The organism is Brucella sp. NBRC 12950, from assembly GCF_030268145.1.
In the GTDB taxonomy this organism is placed as follows: Bacteria; Pseudomonadota; Alphaproteobacteria; order Rhizobiales; family Rhizobiaceae; genus Brucella.
Window position 1 is genome coordinate 1 of sequence record NZ_BSQC01000002.1, and the last position, 15,939, is coordinate 15,939.

Sequence of the window (15,939 nt, forward strand, 5' to 3'; positions counted from 1 at the left end):
GTATTCCCTATCAGAGCCGTGGAAGACTACCACGTTGATAGGCCGGGTGTGGAAGTGCGGCAACGCATGTAGCTTACCGGTACTAATAGCTCGATCGACTTGATCACTCCCATTTACAATATCCATCGAACGAAGTTCGATAGTTTGTTTTGTCCTCACGCTGTCGCAGCTAACGCTGCTTCGCTGCGGACGGCGCGTCGCACAAGCGACGGCACACAGTCGTGTGCTTATTGTTTATCAGCGCCTGAAAACAACTCAATATCAGCACGAAAGACAACAGCTTCTCATATTTGTGTTCTTCGCCGACCTGGTGGTTATGGCGGAGCGGCTGCACCCGATCCCATTCCGAACTCGGCCGTGAAACGCTCCAGCGCCAATGGTACTTTGTCTTAAGACACGGGAGAGTAGGTCGCTGCCAGGTCTGCTAAGCACACAAATATCAATCATCTTCTCAAAACCATACAAAACAGACCATTCAACGCGGCAACCGCGAAAAAATACCCAACCGGTTCATAATAAACACCCTGGCGCGGGGTGGAGCAGCCCGGTAGCTCGTCAGGCTCATAACCTGAAGGCCGCAGGTTCAAATCCTGCCCCCGCAACCAAATAGAACCCAAAACCCTCAATCAATTCAAACGGTTGGCTGAGGGTTTTTTGTTGCCTGAAATCCATCAAACTTACCAAAATCTAGTTTCATCAGTTATTACAGTGCCTTAGCCAAAATTGGTTCAAATCGGGGGTGGCTTCAAACGCAACCACATACAATATGTAACGACCGTAGTTTGGGGCAGGGGACAACCCAAAAAAGTGCGAGCCTGGCGGTATATGTTGATGTTTGTCTAGCGCGGGTTGTTATGAAGCATCCAAGACAATCGAAAGGCAGCTTTGCGCCTTCATGCCGGACGTTCGAGCTTCCGAAAAGTTTTCTGTAGGCGGTCATTTCGCTTTTCATACTACTAGCGACTGCGAAGGGGTGGGCAGCGGTCGGGCAGCTTTTTCTTGGGAAGAATGGCAACGGGACATTCGCTCTCAGGTTTACGGCCTGTTCTTCCCCTGCTGATCAATCAAGACTGCCTGCTGCCATCGGCTTGGCGCTTTGTCGGTGCGGTGAACGCAGCCCGCCCAACAGCATGGGCGTTTCTCTCCCTCCAACAGTTCGTCACAGGTTCGCTCTATGCGACGCTGGCGCGTCTTTGGCTGTTTCGCATCATCCACCCAGCAGATGAATTCATTCCGGCCGAGCGGCGTCAGGCTTTCCCACAGCACGAAGACATTCGGATCCGATTGCAGGGCCGCCTGAAGATCCGCGCGTGCCTCGTGAACAGTGCCGTGTGGAAAAGTGTTCGCCATGCAACCTCCAAACAATGTCGCTAGCAACCCGGGCGGCGGCGAGCCATTTGACCGCCGTCGTCAGGTTACTTTTTGTCCTGCGCCAATGTGTGTGCGACAACTGCGTTAGCGTGCCCGTGTCCCATTCCATGCTCGTTCTTCAACATTGCGACGAGATCCATGTGCTTTGCCGGGAGACCCTTACGTACCAAATCCTGCCAATGGACGATGGGACGGCCGTACTTCTTTTCAATTGAAGGGAAGTAGGAGGCTGGGCCCTTGGCCGGTTCGTCGGTCATTAGTGAATTTACCCCATGTTGTAGGTAGCACCAAATATCGCCCGAATCGGGAATGAGCGCAATATGCTGCGAGGAGCAGCTTTCAGCGAAGTCTCACCATGAAATTGACGGCTGACATGGGGTCGGAAACTGTCGTAGACGCAAACAGAGCGGGAACCTTCCCAATTGTTTCTATTCGGATTCTTCGTTCTCGGAAAACCGTTGCAAAGCCCCCGGGTTAACGACAATGATAGATCGATAGGTGTGGTTAACCCAACCGGCTGCAACAAAACGTTGCATTGCCGTGTTGACCTGTTGCCGGGAAGCGTTGGCCATGACACCAAGGTCACTTTGAGATAAGCCAATGGTCATGTCGCCCAACCAGCCTGCCCGTTGAAGCACTGCAGCAATCCGGCGCACAACATCGCGCTTTTGCAAGTCGTGAACGATGCGAAGAAGAACATCAACAGTAATTACAGTGTTCATGCCGATCGCGCGAAAGACGCCGGAATCGCGTGCTGCCATCTTTTCGAGAGCTTCGAGCGGTACATGCATCATCCAGGCGCCACCAAGCGCCCTCATTTCAATACGACGTGGTTGGCCGGACAAAAAAGGACCTTCGCCCGTCCACGCGCCGGGCATCCCCAGATGGATCAGACGGGGGGTCGCGTCGCTGGGCGCCGAATTTATGGTCAGGGATCCAGCGACAAGTCCGTACATCCCTCCGCTCAGGTCACCGTGCCGGTAGATGATTTCGTTAGGGTGGAACTTCTGTAAATGCGCGTGTCGCAGCAGTTCTGTTCGAAATGTATCGCTCATACTTGCAAGCCATGGCCCCCTGCTCATGACTTCTTCCGCCTTCTTTCGCGTCATAACCGGCACATTTTTCTCCACATTTTCAAAAACGTTCGGGCAAAAAGCTGACCGCCCTATACCTGCATCGCTGTTGCAAATTAAATAACCAGAAATACAGACTGATGATATACTTTCAAAAAAATGACAGATTGTCGGGATCCGCACAATCTAATGTTTGTGAATATGCAATCTGATCCCGTCGGTGAGCTTCGCGCGGGGCTATGGGCTTGGGGGCATTGGTTTTTACTCGGCAAATGAGGCGGCGAGCCTGCCACAAATGCGATTGCGAACCTTACTCACATTCCTCTTTCCACGATGAATACCAATCTGAGCCGAGATGCATATTTGTTGACACAGGGAAAAGCCAATGAAGCCTTGTTTAGTGTTGGCACTATTACTATTCAGCGTTGCTGCGGGGGCATCGGTCAAAGCTGCCGACCTTCATCAGCCATTCATCGTCCCTGAGGCCAAACCGGCCGGGATTGATGGTTGGACTTTTGCGGCGAGTCCTTATTTCTGGGGTGCCAGCATCTCCGGCGATGTTGGGCAGTTCGGTCTGCCAGCGGTTCATCTCGAATCCGATTTCAGCGACATTCTGAAGGATCTCGACTTCGGGTTCATGGCGATTGGCGAAGCGCGATACGACCGGTTCAGCATCTTCGGCGATGTCATGTACACCAAGCTGTCGTCTGGAGCATCCACACCGCTGGGCGTTGTCGCGGGACGAGTCGATGTCACGTCGGAGACATTTGCCGGACTTGTCGGCGCGGGCTATGCTGTTTTTCAGGAGGGGCGGAGCAATCTCGACCTCGTGGCCGGCGCTCGCGTCTGGCGCGCGAGCACGGAAATATCCTTTTCCGGTGGCGTTCTGGACGGGGTTTCGGGTAGCGACGGCGCCACATGGGTGGACGCCATGGCAGGTTTTCGCGGACGGTACTTTCTGTCGGACAGCTTCTATCTTAGTGCCTGGGGGCTAATCGGCGCCGGACAGGCGGACCTGGACTGGGATCTAGCGGCCGGTCTCGGCTATGAGTTCAACGACAGGATTTCGTCCGTGGCTGGCTATCGCGCACTCGGCGTCGACTACAGCAACGACGGCTTTGTTTTCGATGCGGTGCAGCAGGGACCGATCCTTGGTCTTGTCCTACGCTTCTGACCAGTCGTCGGCGCGTCTGCGTCTTTATAAATTCAACTTTGGAGGACACCCCATGCTTCTTGCCAGGTTACACATCTCGACAATTGCGGCGGCGACGCTGTTTGCTGCCCTGCCAGCTGCTGCGGATCCAATCCTTGTCAATAGCGACAACTTTGTCCGCGCAGAGAGCGACCTTTATTTTTCCGGCATCGCCGCGAACGGTGGTTTTGGCAAGTTCGACCATACGCGGGAAATGGCGCCACTTGACAAGCAGACAGTCATTCGTCTGAACCGGGATACTCTCTATTCTTCGGCCGTCTTCGATCTGGACGCGGGGCCGGTGACTATTAATGTACCCGATACCGGCAGCCGGTTTGTGTCGCTCCTTGTGATCGATGAGGACCACTACGCCCACGGTGTATATTACGGTGCTGGTTCGCATACCTTGACGCGCAAGGACATAGGGACCCGTTATGTCGTGGCAGCCTTCCGCTTTTTTGCTAATCCCGACGACGCCGAAGACATGAAGAAGGTTCACGCACTCCAGGATGCGGTAACGGTCAAGCAGGAAGCAGAAGGTAATTTTGAGATCCCACAGTGGGACGGCAAAAGTCGGGACAAGACCCGCCGCGCGCTCCTGGATCTAGGCGCTTTGCTACCTCAAACCGCGAAGATGTTCGGATCGCGCGACGAGGTAGATCCGGTACGGCATTTGATTGGAGCAGCACTTGGATGGGGTGGAAACCCGGACAAGGAAGCGCTCTATCTCAACGTGACGCCGGAAAAGAACGCCGGCAAGAATGTCTATCGGCTGACTGTGAAGGATGTTCCGGTCAAGGATTTTTGGTCCGTCACGGTCTACAACAAGGACGGCTTCTTCACGCCGAACGAGTTGAATGCTTATTCGCTGAACAATGTGACTGCACAAAAGAGCGCGGATGGTTCGATCACGATCCAGTTTGGAGCTTGCGACGGAAAAATCGCCAACTGCCTGCCGACGCCCGAGGGATGGAACTACATGGTACGTCTCTATCGGCCAGAGACGCAAATTCTCGACGGAAGCTGGAAATTCCCCGTTGCGGAGGAAGTGAAATGAAGCGTCGTAGCTTTCTGGCGGGCACCGTTGCACTAATGGCGCTGCCGTCACTTCCGGCTTTGGCTGCGGATGACATGAGGGCAGTGGCCCGTGAGGCGTATATTTACACCTATCCGTTGGTAAAAAACTACCTCACCATGTATCAGTACGCGTTGGAACCACGCGGCAGCCAATACAAAGGTCCGCTCAACGCTCTCGTTAGTATCGCACGGGTCTACACGCCAGCAGATACGGCAATCATCACGCCCAATTCGGACACGCCCTATTCTTTCATCGTGTTCGATCTAAGGGCGGAGCCCGTCGTGGTAACGATGCCGCAGATTGAGAAGAACCGTTACTATTCGCTGCAACTCATCGACCTCTATACCAATAATGTCGACTATCCTGGGACGCGGCTCGACGGTAATGACGGCGGAGATTTTCTCATCACCGGCCCTGGCTGGAAGGGCGACGTGCCGAAGGGCATCAAGAGGGTGATCGAAATGCCGACTGCGCTCGCCATCGGCATCGTCAGGACGCAGCTCTTCTCGTCCGATGATCTCGACAAGGTGAAGGAGATCCAGGCGAGCTACAAGGCACAGTTGCTTTCCGCCTATGCCGGCACGCCGGCTCCAGCCGCTCCTTTGGCCGTCGACTGGATGCCCATCTCGGATGAGCTGATGGTCACAAACTACTGGCAGCTTGCTGCATTCCTGCTTCAGTTCGCGCCCCCTTATCCGGGCGATGAGGCGCAGCGGGAAAATCTTGCCAAGCTCGGTATCCGCGAAAGAGCAACGTGGCCGGGAACGGATGTTTCACCCGATACTGTGGCGCTAATGAAAGAGGTGGTGGTCGCGACGGAAAAGGAGATTCGCGACGAGGCTGGCCGGCTGACGGATTCATCCAAGATATTCGGCACGCCTGAATTCATGAAGGGCCAATACATGACACGCGCCGCAGCGGCGCAGGGAGGAATCTACGGCAACTCGGTGCAAGAGGCACTTTACGTCATCTATGCCTTCGATGCACAGAAGGCACTACTAGACGGTAAGACAGGAAAATACACCCTGACCTTCACCCAGGAGGCGCTTCCACCGGTCGATGCCTTCTGGTCGCTCACCATGTATGACAGGCCCAAACAACTCCTTGTCGCCAACCCCATCGACCGTTACTTGATCAACTCGGCGATGCTTGCTGACCTCAAGAAGAACGACAAGGGCGAGATCGTCCTCTACCTGCAGCATGTCAGCCCGGGAGTGGAGCTGGAATCGAACTGGCTGCCAGCTCCGGCCGAAATCTTTTATGTCGTCATGAGGCTGTATTTGCCCAAGACGGAAGCGTTGGAAGCACGGTGGTCGCCGCCGCCAATCGAAGCTCTTCCGTGAAATCTCATGCCCAAATTATCCCATGTCAAGTTTGGAGATCGACGACTTTTTCAAGGCCCTTTGGCAAAGATATCCCATTCAAAGGGAGTCTTATGCCTTCCATCGTCGGGCGGTCTAGCCTTCGAGGTTCTGGGCGGGTAGAGCCACCATTTCCGCCGGCGTGCTCGGTCCGATGCCAAAAAATGTCGGTCAGCTTTGCGCTTTATTTCGGACATTAGCGTAGCCTTCACACCTTCCTCAAAGCAGTCGTTCCGTCTATTTCTTCCAGAGAAATCAGCACCCGTGTTTGCGTTTCGTGTTTTAAGAATTACGTGACAGGAAATTTCAGATTACATGAAGCAACATCCCGCTTACGGCCAGGAGCGCGACGACGATCCACGGCTGAACTTTCCAGACAGTGAGTAGGAGAAACCCGGCCAAAGCCAGTGTGAAATGCCGTGGTGCAAAAACCGCGCTTGTCCAAACCGGGTCGTAGAGGGCTGCGCCCAGGATGCCGACGACGGCGGCGTTCGCGCCACGCATGGCTGCCTGAGCGGTCGGCCGCAATCGCAACGCATCCCAATAGGGGGGCATTCCGTAGACCAGTAGAAGACCCGGCAGGAAGATCGCAACGAGCGCGATGGACGCGCCCGCTAGACCATTGGGCGTCGGCCCCATGACCGCGCCGAGATAGGCGGAAAAGGTGAATAGCGGTCCTGGTACGGCCTGCGCCAGACCATAACCGGCCAGAAAGGATTCGTTCGTGACCCAACCAGGTGCCACCACCTGTGCTTGCAACAAGGGGAGCACGACATGTCCTCCTCCGAACACCAAAGCGCCGGAACGGTAAAAAGCGTCAAAAAGTGCCACCGCCTGATGGCCGGTCGTCGTGGCCAGTAACGGCGGGATCACGAAAAAAGCAGCAAACAGAAAGAGGGATACCGTCCCGTTGCGACGCGAAACCGGAAAGCGGAGATGGCCCGTTGGCTTGGAAAGTTCACCGCGGCAGAGCCAGAGTCCGGCGATGGCACCTAGCGCAATCGCACCGATCTGGCCGAATGAGCCGCCAATGAAAACCACTATGGCGATCCCGGCCAAAGCAATTCCCGCGCGTTCCCGATCGGGGGTAAGGCTCTTAGCCATGCCCCAAATCGCATGGGCGACCACGGCGACGGCGACCAGCTTCAATCCGTGCAACACACCTTCCGCAGCAGTTCCAGTAAATGCCGCCGCGCTGAGTGCGAGGGCAAACAGGATCACGGCCGACGGCATCGTGAAGGCGAGCCAGGCGGCAAAACCGCCGAGCAGCCCATTGCCGCGCAAGACACCGAGTGAGAATCCAACCTGGCTCGAAGCCGGCCCGGGTAAGAACTGACAGAGTGCGACTAGATCGGCATAACCTTCCTCGTTGATCCACTTGCGGCGCACCACCAGTTCATCGCGGAAGTATCCAAGATGAGCGATTGGCCCACCGAAGGATGTCAGCCCAAGTTTGAGAAACACTCGAAAGACTTCAAGAGCCGATCCGGCAGCCGGTTGCGCGGCACGGGCTGAATTATCATGTGCGGTCATCACGGTCTCCGGACGATACAAATGGTGTCAATGGAGCGAATGCAGGTAAATGGACTCAGCGATGTTCTAGCATCTCGCCGATCAACTCGCGGACCTTGCCGCGTGCCATCTCCAATGCCTCCCGGCCAAGCGGCGTCGCTCGATAGATGTGCCGGACGGAACGTCCCGCACGTTGCTTCTCGGAAATGAGATAGCCCTTCTTCTCCATCGAACGCAGCATCGGATAGAGCGTCCCGGCACTCAGCTTGTATCCATGATTGACCAATTCTTCGATCATACACTGTCCATAGACCTCGCCTTCGGCCGCATGATGCAGAACGTGAAGGCGAATGAGGCCATTCAGCAGATATTGATGTTCCATATGCCCACATGATCCCAATGCATCCATTCCATCGAGTATCGTTATCGAATTTCGATAATATAAAGTGACTATGTCACGGCGATGAACGAATTACACGCCCGGCAAACTGGCAGAAGCAGGCGATGTGGACATAGCAGAAAGTCCCTCAATGGTTTGGAATGGGCGGTCTGCGGCTTGGGCCTCGATTTTTACTGTATCGATCAGCTTGATGCTTCCGGGTTGGGCGAATTGCGCTTTACTGCCGTGGTTTAGTTCCAACCACATTTTCCTGTAAGCTGACATCAACGAAGCAACTTCAATCCTGTGAGAATCGCGACGCCTAAAGCGGCAGTAAGAGCCAGAATAGTGAGGCTCCAGCTCGCACCAAAGTTCGTTATACTGGAAGCCATCGCTAACGGTGCAGTGGCGGACACGATTAATCTGGCTGATATGATTTTGCCCTGCATGGAACCGTAGCCATCACTGCCGAACAGTGACAAAGGCAAGGTTCCGGAGACAATACTGAAGAGACCGTTTCCAAAGCCAAAAAGACAGGCAAACATCATCGTCGCAATAATGGACGGAGCTCCGAATAGCAGAACAATGAGGGCTAGACCCATCAATGAGGCGGAGATTGCTGCCAGATTGATCGGCATAAGGTTCTTGCCACCGAGCATGTTGATCAGGCGGCTGGCCACCTGAGATGGTCCGAACATCGCGCCAATAAAAGCTGCAGAACCTGCAAGACCGAGCGCACCCAAAATCGGCACCATATGGACCAGAATAGCCGCTGCAACGAGAGCCTGCATCGAGAATGCGACGAGAACCAGTAGCAAACCTTTGCGCCGTTGATGGGCAGGCAGATCACCTGAACAGGCGGCTGCGACTGTTCCATTCGTTGATCGCTTCCGATCACTCTTTGCAATGGAACGCGCGAGCATAAGGTGTACCGGCACGCAGAGAAACAAGTGGAGGCAAGCGAACAGCAAATAGGTCTGTTGCCAGGTGAGCCAATGCTGAAGTGTTGTTGTGATGGGCCAGAAAATTGTCGAGGCAAAGCCTGCAATCAGTGTCAGATAGGTGATGCTACGCTGGGCAACATTTGGCGCCAATTGCACTAATAATGCAAAGGCTGCTCCATACTGGACGAGGTTTGCGGCGATTTCGATGATCGTCAGCGCGCCTGCAAACGCCAAAGCGTTGGGAGAAAGCGAACACAGTATGAGAGAGACGGCGGCCAGTATCGAGCCTATCGTCATCATGCGACCTGCGCCGTAACGATCAATCCATTTGCCTAACCAGGGAGCCAGAAAGCCCCCTGCTAACAGGGCAATTGACAGCGCTCCGAAAATCCATTCGTTGGAAACGGAAAAGTCCCGCGCCATGGATGGCGCGAGAATGCTGAAGGAATAATATAAAGTGCCGTAACCGATATTCTGGGTCAGGCCGAGACCGGCGATGGCCGCAATGGGAAGCCGTTCAGCGCTCATATTGATTTCAACGAAACACGCTTTTCGAGTTTGGCAGCTTCTTCCTTGCGCTCGCTATATCGGTCTGTGAGATGATCCGAGATGCCACGCGTCAGAAGTGTGAACTTCACTAGTTCTTCCATCACATCGACCACGCGATCATAGAATGATGAGGGTTTCATCCGTCCAGCGTCGTCAAATTCCTGCCATGCCTTTGCGACGGATGATTGGTTTGGAATGGTGATCATTCGCATCCAGCGCCCAAGAATACGCATCTGATTAACGGCGTTGAAGCTCTGCGATCCGCCAGAAACCTGCATTAATGCAAGCGTTCGGCCCTGCGTCGGACGAATTGCTCCACCCGGCAATGGGATCCAGTCGATCTGCGATTTCATGACAGCGCTCATGGCTCCATGACGTTCTGGACTGGTCCAGACTTGCCCTTCTGACCAAAGCATTGCCTCGCGCAATTCCTGAACCTTCGGATGCTCTGCTGAACCGTCGTCTGGCAAAGGAAGACCATTGGCATGAAAGATACGCGTTTCAGCGCCCATCGCATCCAGAAGGCGCTGCGCTTCCAGCGTCAAAAACCGACTATAGGAACGGTCACGAAGTGAGCCATAGAGCAAAAGGATACGAGGCTTATGCTTTGGAAAGTCGGCGCGTAATGCATCCAGATCAGGCAATGCGAAGGAATTCTGATCGAGGTTCGGCAGGTCCATGTCAGCGCGACTTTCTTTCATAGGTGATGACTTCTCCGTCCTCTTTGGTGAATGACGACACCGGGTTTTCCAGAATGTCGAGAACCAGTTCTGACGGACGGCACAGTTTGGTGCCAAGCGACGTTTCCACGATTGGACGATTAATCAGGATAGGATGCGCCATCATGAAGTCGACCAGTTCATCATCGGTCCATTTGGGATCGGACAATCCCAATTCGGCATATGGTGTGCCTTTCTCGCGAAGGAGTTGGCGAGGCGTCATCTGCATTGCAGTGAGCAGTTCGACCAGTCGTTCTCGCGGCGGCGGATTTTGTACATATTCAATGACGACAGGCTCTTCGCCGCTGGCACGGATCAAGGCCAATGTGTTGCGAGAGGTGCCACAGTTCGGATTGTGATAGATCGTAACTGACATCAGAGTTTTCCTGTTTCGGTGACTGGCTTTTGATTGGCACCGCGTTCGTACCAATCCTTTGAGCGGTTCACGATCCAGACGACAGAGAGCATGACGGGCACTTCAACAAGAACGCCAACCACTGTTGCGAGCGCCGCGCCAGATGAGAAGCCGAAAAGGCTGATTGCGGCTGCTACTGCCAGCTCGAAGAAGTTGGATGCGCCAATCAAAGCCGAGGGACCGGCGACGCAATGTTGTTCGCCTGAAATGCGATTCAACAGATAAGCGAGACCAGAGTTGAAATAGACCTGAATGAGGATCGGAACGGCCAGCACCGCAATGATCAGGGGTTGTGCGATGATCTGCTCTCCTTGAAACCCGAATAGCAAAACGAGTGTCGCCAAAAGCGCTACCAGGGACAGGGGCTGTAGTGTCTTGAGCATTGCATCGAACGCTCGTTCTCCACCACTGGCGAGAATGCTTTTGCGCAGGATTTGCGCGATAATCACCGGAATGGCGATATAGAGGACAACCGACAAAACGAGTGTATCCCACGGGACAGTAATTGCCGACAGTCCGAGCAGTAGCCCGACGATAGGGGCAAAGGCCACAACCATGATCGCATCGTTCAGTGCGACCTGTGACAGCGTGAAATGCGGCTCGCCCTTGGTCAGGTTGGACCAGACGAATACCATTGCCGTGCAAGGGGCAGCCGCCAAAATAATCAGCCCTGCAATGTAGGAATCTATCTGGTCTGCAGGCAGATAAGGGCGAAACAGCCAGCCAATGAACAACCAGCCAAGAAGCGCCATAGAGAATGGTTTGACGGCCCAATTGATAAAGAGCGTGACGCCAATGCCGCGCCAGTGCTCAGTGACCTGTCTCAATGCGCTGAAATCGATCTTCAGCAACATAGGGATGATCATGAGCCAAATGAGAATGGCGACTGGAATGTTGACCCTGGCGACTTCAGCAGATCCGATTGCATGGAATACTGTCGGAAAGAAGTGGCCCAGAGCTACGCCTGCGACAATGCAAAGAGCCACCCAGACAGTCAGATATCGTTCGAATGTGGACATCAGTTATTCTCCACATTTGTCTGTGTGCTACCTTCCATGGTGCCGATTTCTTTCAGATGATTTTGAAGCGCCATACGGTCTATCGTGGCGTGGGGAAGGCTCAGGAATGCTGATATTCGGTTCTTCAGAAAACGGGCCGCCTGCGCAAAGGCGCGCTGTTTTTCTGCTTCATTTCCTTCGACGGCGGCAGGGTCCTCGATGCCCCAATGGGCTGTCATAGGATGGCCAATCCAGACGGGGCAGGCTTCTCCCGCAGCGTTGTCGCAAACCGTGAAAATGAAATCCATCTGAGGGGCGTCGCTAACTGAAAACACGTCCCAGCTTTTTGAGCTCAGGTTCTCGGTGGAATAGCCGAGAGCGTCCAGTTCCTTGATTGCGAGAGGATGAACGCCGCCTTTGGGCCGACTACCAGCCGAATAGGCGTGAAAACGACCTTCGCCGTCCTTGTTCAGAATTGCTTCGCCCAAAATTGAGCGTGCGGAATTGCCCGTGCACAGGAAGAGCACGTTGTAGACTCGATCCGTCATTTTATCAGTCCGTTTGTGTAAGGCCGAATTCAGCGGCCTTGTGTTACTGGGCGACCGTCTTTGGTTCGCAACAGGGTGTCAGGCTTTTTATAAGAGGTGCACAGAGTTCGGCACTGCCGCCACAGCAGTCCTTGATCATGAAAAGGGTCAGTTCTCGAAATCGGTCGAGGTCAGCGCGATAGATGATCGAACGGCTCTGACGTTCGCCGTTCACGAGACCAGCACGCGACAACGTCGCAAGATGCGCGGACATTGTGTTTTGCGGAACATCCAGAATGCGCGCCAGTTCGCCTGCCGGAACACCGTCAGGTTCATGCTTCACCAGCAGACGGAATGTATCGAGCCGTGTCGATTGAGCGAGGGCGGCCAGCGCCGTAATTGCAGTGTCATTTTCCATATATCCAGAATAACAGATATATAGGAACTGTCAATAATCCAAGCTGTATCTATTGCATGCCCCAAGTTGGTGAAACCTGTCGCAACTGATAAGAGCAAACATTACAATCGGATAGTCTGGTTAGGGCCTCGTAACTGTCGGCCTGCTTTGCGACCTTAGTGCTCTCTGCCGGTTTAATGACAGGCATCGGGCCTAGCGATCTGCAAGAGTTGGTTGAAAAGGCGTATTGGTATAAATTCCTGAAACGCTGCTAGATGGCTACCTTTAGTGAGTGTCGGTATCGGTATTTGCGTGCCCCCGCAACCAAATCTCCAAAACATAAACCAAATCTTATCGCTGGCACGAAGATTTCATCTTCGCTGGCGATCGTTGCTCCTTCTTTGGAAGGCTTTCTGCATTCCCGAAAATCCCCTCCGGCGTTATATCTGAAGCATCAGAGGGAAAGCTGTCGCGCAGTGGCGAAGGGGTGGTAATGGTATAGCGATCCAGGGCTGGAGGTATGAGAGGGCAAGAATCCGGGATGATGCACACGACATCGTTGTTCCGTGCAATGATATTCTTGCCGGTACGCCAGTGATTGCTAACGCGCGAATTCCAGCTCATGATGTATTGGCTGCTCCGGTCGCAAGCGTAACAGGAGAGCAAACCCTCACGAACTTCCCCCCGCTGGCTACTCATCATATTAAGTTAGTGGCATCCTATTGTAGTATGGGTTGGAATGGATCGTTGAATACAGCGCTGATCCGTACTCCGTATATCCAACCTTCATAAAAGCCCGATTCACGATATACTTTTATCGCACGGTCGCCACCCCAGCTCTACTTCGCTCTGTACAAAAATCTGGCCGCGAACGAGCCTTATGTCCAATTAGATGGACAAAACTTGATTAAACGTCATGGCTATGACACAATGTACAAGAATCCGGACATGAGATGGCCTCACGTCCACTTAAATGAACAAAGCTGATATCACTGTGCCCCGTCAGAGAAGCTATTCCAGAGTTACGCGTCAAGCGCTTGCTATGATCGGCAAGCTGATCCGCGTCGGCCGTGCCGAGCGAGGCCTGACCGCACAGGAACTGGCGGACCGCGCCGGCATCAGCCGCACCACCCTCTCTAGTATCGAAAAAGGCGCACCGGGTCCCGAGATAGGCCTCGTCTTTGAGGTTGCCTCACTCGTCGGTGTGCGTCTGTTCGACTATGACGAGCGCACGCTCCAGATTCACAATGCCCGACTCGTTGAAAAACTGACACTGCTGCCGAAGAGCGTACGCCATGCCGTGAAGGAGGTCGATGATGACTTCTAAGGCAGACACTACCGAAGCTTTTGTGTGGATGTGGCTACCGGGGGCAACGGAACCGGTGGTGGCCGGCCGCCTCGACCAGGTTGGCGAGCGCCTGCTCTTTACCTACGGCGCCAGCTATCGCCGCCGGAAGAGTGCCATTCCCATCTACGAACCTGAACTTCCACTCCAAGCAGGTGTCATTGCGCCCATCAACGGCCTGACGATGGCAAGTTGCATCCGCGACTGCTCGCCTGATGCCTGGGGCCGCCGTGTCATCATCAACAGGCTGATGGGCAAAAAGCCGGACGCCGCCGGCGTGCCGGAGCTCAGCGAACTGACCTTTCTGCTCCAGTCCGGCTCTGACCGCATCGGTGCCCTCGATTTCCAGGTATCTGCCACAGATTATTTCCCCCGCCTTGCCGCACAAGCATCGCTTGATGAGCTCATGGAAGCTGCCGCCCTCATCGAAAAAGGCGTCCCCCTAACCCCTGCACTCGACCAGGCCATCCATCATGGCACGTCGATTGGCGGTGCACGTCCCAAGGCGCTTATCGACGATGGCACAAAGAAGTTCATCGCCAAATTCTCAGCTGCCAACGACACCTATAGCGTCGTGAAGGCCGAGTTCATCGCGATGAAGCTAGCAGCAGCCTGCGGAATCAACGCCGCTCCCGTGTCTATGGCCTGCGCCGCCCATAAGGATGTGTTGCTTATTGAACGCTTCGACCGTACACACACAAAGGATGGCTGGACGCGGCACGACATGGTCTCAGCTCTGACCATGCTGGGTCTTGATGAAATGATGGCCCGCTATGCCTCATACGAAGACCTCGCCGAACTCATTCGCCATCGCTTCACCGACCCTAAGGACACGCTCAAGGAACTCTACGGGCGGATTTGCTTCAACGTGCTGTGCGGCAATACCGACGACAACGCTCGCAATCATGCGGCTTTCTGGAATGGCAAGATGCTGACGCTCACGCCGGCTTATGACATCTGCCCGCAAAGCCGCGCGGGCAACGAAGCCACACAGGCTATGCTGATCAAGGGTGAGCGCCGTGCCAGCACGATCGCCACCTTGCTCGCTGCTGCTCCCGACTATCACCTGAAAGAGGCGGAAGCCGCAGTGCTGATCGAACATCAGATCACGACCATCGCCGAACACTGGCAAGAAGTTTGCGACGAAGCAGACCTCAGCAACGTCGACCGCCAGCTGTTTGCCGGACGCCAGTTCCTTAACCTTTATGCCCTCGAAGGGCTCGATAACCACAAGGCGCTCCAGGATAACTTCCGCGTCGCACAGGCAACGCTCATAGCCAGCGGAGGCGCGTGAACATGCCCCCTGCTTGAGTCAATTCTTCGCACACACAGGATTGACCAATACGATTAAATATGGCGGTCAAGATGACACACTTCCAATTCCAGGCAATCGTTGGCTGCCAACATTTCGTATTTCGTATTTCGTATTTCGTATTTCGCTGAAGCGACGTGCCTCTTTTCCAAACGTTCCCTAGATCAGTCGAATACACATCTGAATTAAGTATTTGGCATATGGTATAACTTGAAATTGTAAAGAGGCGCCCCAGCGGCAACATACTGCGCGGCGAAGAAGGCCATTGTTGCTAGTTGGCAAAGATATCAGTGCTAGCTGCTCCTTTGTGAGTAGCAATCTCCGGCTCGTCCGTTATTCGGTCTCAACTCGCAAGCATCATGCCCTTCATGCAGCGTTTTCGCCGCGGCTCCGCTCGTTCGTTTGACCATGTGCCCGTAGTTAACAGCAGGTCTGGCGAATATCTGATATGCCCAACAGACGAGGTTCCTTTCCTGAACCGAGAGGACTTCGACAGCGTGATACTTCTAGCCTTTTACCTAGCGGCCATTCTAGGGCCATTTAGCCATGTCGGTGATGTTATATTGGGCTCCGGCCAATAGCTATAGACCTAACCGCCGCCACACATAGGCACATCGTGCTGCGGGCTAATGCGCATCGCTTCTGGCTGATGGTCATACCACAAGCCAATCCCCCGAGTACGTTGCGTACCATTCAATAGCGAGTGCAATTGAAGTTGAAGGCTCGTGCAGCCCGCAAGCATCCTACGATTTCACTCGCTAGGAACG

Annotated in this window: 17 protein-coding genes, 1 tRNA gene and 2 rRNA genes; 9 read left to right on the plus strand and 11 right to left on the minus strand. The window is 54.3% G+C overall.

The window, feature by feature from the left end:
* The 3 genes from QSJ70_RS03035 to QSJ70_RS03045 all read left to right on the plus strand — a co-directional run.
* Window positions 1-107: ribosomal RNA gene (locus QSJ70_RS03035) — 23S ribosomal RNA — on the plus strand; the annotation flags it as partial.
* Window positions 108-306: 199 nt separating this feature from the next.
* A 5S ribosomal RNA gene (gene rrf / locus QSJ70_RS03040) occupies window positions 307-421 on the plus strand.
* A gap of 107 nt (window positions 422-528) precedes the next feature.
* Window positions 529-605, plus strand: a tRNA-Met gene (locus tag QSJ70_RS03045).
* A 430-nt stretch (window positions 606-1,035) separates the two neighbouring features.
* Here the strand turns inward: QSJ70_RS03045 and QSJ70_RS03050 are convergent.
* From QSJ70_RS03050 to QSJ70_RS03060, 3 genes are all read right to left on the minus strand, one after another.
* Window positions 1,036-1,350, minus strand: coding sequence for a YdeI/OmpD-associated family protein (locus tag QSJ70_RS03050; protein ID WP_285534742.1), 315 nt, complete (start codon window positions 1,348-1,350; stop codon window positions 1,036-1,038).
* A 65-nt stretch (window positions 1,351-1,415) separates the two neighbouring features.
* Complete coding sequence (locus QSJ70_RS03055) at window positions 1,416-1,628, minus strand: DUF4287 domain-containing protein (RefSeq protein ID WP_105535313.1); 213 nt, start codon at window positions 1,626-1,628, stop codon at window positions 1,416-1,418.
* Between the two features lie 171 nt (window positions 1,629-1,799).
* A complete protein-coding gene (locus QSJ70_RS03060) occupies window positions 1,800-2,480 on the minus strand; it encodes a Crp/Fnr family transcriptional regulator (RefSeq protein WP_100557315.1) in 681 nt (226 codons plus the stop codon).
* A 349-nt stretch (window positions 2,481-2,829) separates the two neighbouring features.
* On the opposite strand from QSJ70_RS03060, the gene QSJ70_RS03065 reads away from it, so the two are divergent.
* Genes QSJ70_RS03065 through QSJ70_RS03075 form a run of 3 tightly spaced genes read left to right on the plus strand, consistent with a single transcriptional unit; the run spans window position 2,830 to window position 6,057 of the window.
* Window positions 2,830-3,618, plus strand: a complete 789-nt coding sequence (locus tag QSJ70_RS03065) for a hypothetical protein (RefSeq protein WP_285534743.1) — start codon at window positions 2,830-2,832, stop codon at window positions 3,616-3,618.
* A 52-nt stretch (window positions 3,619-3,670) separates the two neighbouring features.
* Window positions 3,671-4,693, plus strand: coding sequence for a DUF1214 domain-containing protein (locus tag QSJ70_RS03070; RefSeq protein WP_285534744.1), 1,023 nt, complete (start codon window positions 3,671-3,673; stop codon window positions 4,691-4,693).
* Entirely contained in the window at window positions 4,690-6,057 is a 1,368-nt protein-coding gene (locus QSJ70_RS03075; protein ID WP_285534745.1) for a DUF1254 domain-containing protein, read from the plus strand. The genes QSJ70_RS03070 and QSJ70_RS03075 overlap by 4 nt, the downstream gene beginning before the upstream one ends.
* 324 nt (window positions 6,058-6,381) lie before the next feature.
* On the opposite strand, the gene chrA is transcribed toward QSJ70_RS03075, so the two are convergent.
* The 8 genes from chrA to QSJ70_RS03115 all read right to left on the minus strand — a co-directional run bounded on the left by chrA (window position 6,382) and on the right by QSJ70_RS03115 (window position 12,536).
* Complete coding sequence (chrA, locus tag QSJ70_RS03080) at window positions 6,382-7,608, minus strand: chromate efflux transporter (protein ID WP_285534746.1); 1,227 nt, start codon at window positions 7,606-7,608, stop codon at window positions 6,382-6,384.
* 55 nt (window positions 7,609-7,663) lie between these two features.
* Complete coding sequence (locus QSJ70_RS03085; RefSeq protein ID WP_285534747.1) at window positions 7,664-7,969, minus strand: PadR family transcriptional regulator; 306 nt, start codon at window positions 7,967-7,969, stop codon at window positions 7,664-7,666.
* Between the two features lie 281 nt (window positions 7,970-8,250).
* On the minus strand, window positions 8,251-9,438 hold the full coding sequence (gene arsK, locus QSJ70_RS03090; RefSeq protein ID WP_285534748.1) for an arsenite efflux MFS transporter ArsK: 1,188 nt from the start codon (window positions 9,436-9,438) through the stop codon (window positions 8,251-8,253).
* Window positions 9,435-10,160: an arsenical resistance protein ArsH gene (arsH, locus tag QSJ70_RS03095; protein WP_285534749.1), complete on the minus strand. Its 726-nt coding sequence runs from the start codon at window positions 10,158-10,160 to the stop codon at window positions 9,435-9,437. The genes arsK and arsH overlap by 4 nt, the downstream gene beginning before the upstream one ends.
* Entirely contained in the window at window positions 10,141-10,554 is a 414-nt protein-coding gene (arsC, locus tag QSJ70_RS03100; RefSeq protein ID WP_285534750.1) for an arsenate reductase (glutaredoxin), read from the minus strand. The genes arsH and arsC overlap by 20 nt, the downstream gene beginning before the upstream one ends.
* Window positions 10,554-11,612 carry an ACR3 family arsenite efflux transporter gene (arsB, locus tag QSJ70_RS03105; RefSeq protein ID WP_285534752.1) on the minus strand — a complete coding sequence of 353 codons (1,059 nt, stop codon included), beginning with the start codon at window positions 11,610-11,612 and terminating at the stop codon, window positions 10,554-10,556. Before arsB ends, arsC begins: the two co-directional genes overlap by 1 nt.
* A complete protein-coding gene (locus QSJ70_RS03110) occupies window positions 11,612-12,139 on the minus strand; it encodes an arsenate reductase ArsC (RefSeq protein ID WP_285534753.1) in 528 nt (175 codons plus the stop codon). Before QSJ70_RS03110 ends, arsB begins: the two co-directional genes overlap by 1 nt.
* A 43-nt stretch (window positions 12,140-12,182) precedes the next feature.
* Window positions 12,183-12,536, minus strand: a complete 354-nt coding sequence (locus tag QSJ70_RS03115) for an ArsR/SmtB family transcription factor (RefSeq protein ID WP_285534754.1) — start codon at window positions 12,534-12,536, stop codon at window positions 12,183-12,185.
* 555 nt (window positions 12,537-13,091) lie between these two features.
* On the opposite strand from QSJ70_RS03115, the gene QSJ70_RS27650 reads away from it, so the two are divergent.
* The 3 genes from QSJ70_RS27650 to QSJ70_RS03125 all read left to right on the plus strand — a co-directional run bounded on the left by QSJ70_RS27650 (window position 13,092) and on the right by QSJ70_RS03125 (window position 15,154).
* Window positions 13,092-13,307 (plus strand): DUF433 domain-containing protein, encoded by a 216-nt coding sequence (locus tag QSJ70_RS27650; protein WP_352230991.1) that lies wholly within the window; start codon window positions 13,092-13,094, stop codon window positions 13,305-13,307.
* Between the two features lie 250 nt (window positions 13,308-13,557).
* Entirely contained in the window at window positions 13,558-13,842 is a 285-nt protein-coding gene (locus QSJ70_RS03120; protein WP_285535088.1) for a helix-turn-helix transcriptional regulator, read from the plus strand.
* Window positions 13,832-15,154, plus strand: a complete 1,323-nt coding sequence (locus QSJ70_RS03125) for a type II toxin-antitoxin system HipA family toxin (protein WP_285535089.1) — start codon at window positions 13,832-13,834, stop codon at window positions 15,152-15,154. Before QSJ70_RS03120 ends, QSJ70_RS03125 begins: the two co-directional genes overlap by 11 nt.
* Window positions 15,155-15,939 lie beyond the last annotated feature (785 nt).

What these genes read in the sequence shown, in the direction of transcription:
- QSJ70_RS03050 (WP_285534742.1), bottom strand. Translation starts at nt 1,350, where the DNA reads ATGGCGAACACTTTTCCACACGGCACTGTTCACGAGGCACGCGCGGAT.
- QSJ70_RS03055 (WP_105535313.1), bottom strand. Translation starts at nt 1,628, where the DNA reads ATGACCGACGAACCGGCCAAGGGCCCAGCCTCCTACTTCCCTTCAATT.
- QSJ70_RS03060 (WP_100557315.1), bottom strand. Translation starts at nt 2,480, where the DNA reads ATGACGCGAAAGAAGGCGGAAGAAGTCATGAGCAGGGGGCCATGGCTT.
- QSJ70_RS03065 (WP_285534743.1), top strand. Translation starts at nt 2,830, where the DNA reads ATGAAGCCTTGTTTAGTGTTGGCACTATTACTATTCAGCGTTGCTGCG.
- QSJ70_RS03070 (WP_285534744.1), top strand. Translation starts at nt 3,671, where the DNA reads ATGCTTCTTGCCAGGTTACACATCTCGACAATTGCGGCGGCGACGCTG.
- QSJ70_RS03075 (WP_285534745.1), top strand. Translation starts at nt 4,690, where the DNA reads ATGAAGCGTCGTAGCTTTCTGGCGGGCACCGTTGCACTAATGGCGCTG.
- chrA (WP_285534746.1), bottom strand. Translation starts at nt 7,608, where the DNA reads ATGACCGCACATGATAATTCAGCCCGTGCCGCGCAACCGGCTGCCGGA.
- QSJ70_RS03085 (WP_285534747.1), bottom strand. Translation starts at nt 7,969, where the DNA reads ATGGAACATCAATATCTGCTGAATGGCCTCATTCGCCTTCACGTTCTG.
- arsK (WP_285534748.1), bottom strand. Translation starts at nt 9,438, where the DNA reads ATGAGCGCTGAACGGCTTCCCATTGCGGCCATCGCCGGTCTCGGCCTG.
- arsH (WP_285534749.1), bottom strand. Translation starts at nt 10,160, where the DNA reads ATGAAAGAAAGTCGCGCTGACATGGACCTGCCGAACCTCGATCAGAAT.
- arsC (WP_285534750.1), bottom strand. Translation starts at nt 10,554, where the DNA reads ATGTCAGTTACGATCTATCACAATCCGAACTGTGGCACCTCTCGCAAC.
- arsB (WP_285534752.1), bottom strand. Translation starts at nt 11,612, where the DNA reads ATGTCCACATTCGAACGATATCTGACTGTCTGGGTGGCTCTTTGCATT.
- QSJ70_RS03110 (WP_285534753.1), bottom strand. Translation starts at nt 12,139, where the DNA reads ATGACGGATCGAGTCTACAACGTGCTCTTCCTGTGCACGGGCAATTCC.
- QSJ70_RS03115 (WP_285534754.1), bottom strand. Translation starts at nt 12,536, where the DNA reads ATGGAAAATGACACTGCAATTACGGCGCTGGCCGCCCTCGCTCAATCG.
- QSJ70_RS03120 (WP_285535088.1), top strand. Translation starts at nt 13,558, where the DNA reads ATGATCGGCAAGCTGATCCGCGTCGGCCGTGCCGAGCGAGGCCTGACC.
- QSJ70_RS03125 (WP_285535089.1), top strand. Translation starts at nt 13,832, where the DNA reads ATGACTTCTAAGGCAGACACTACCGAAGCTTTTGTGTGGATGTGGCTA.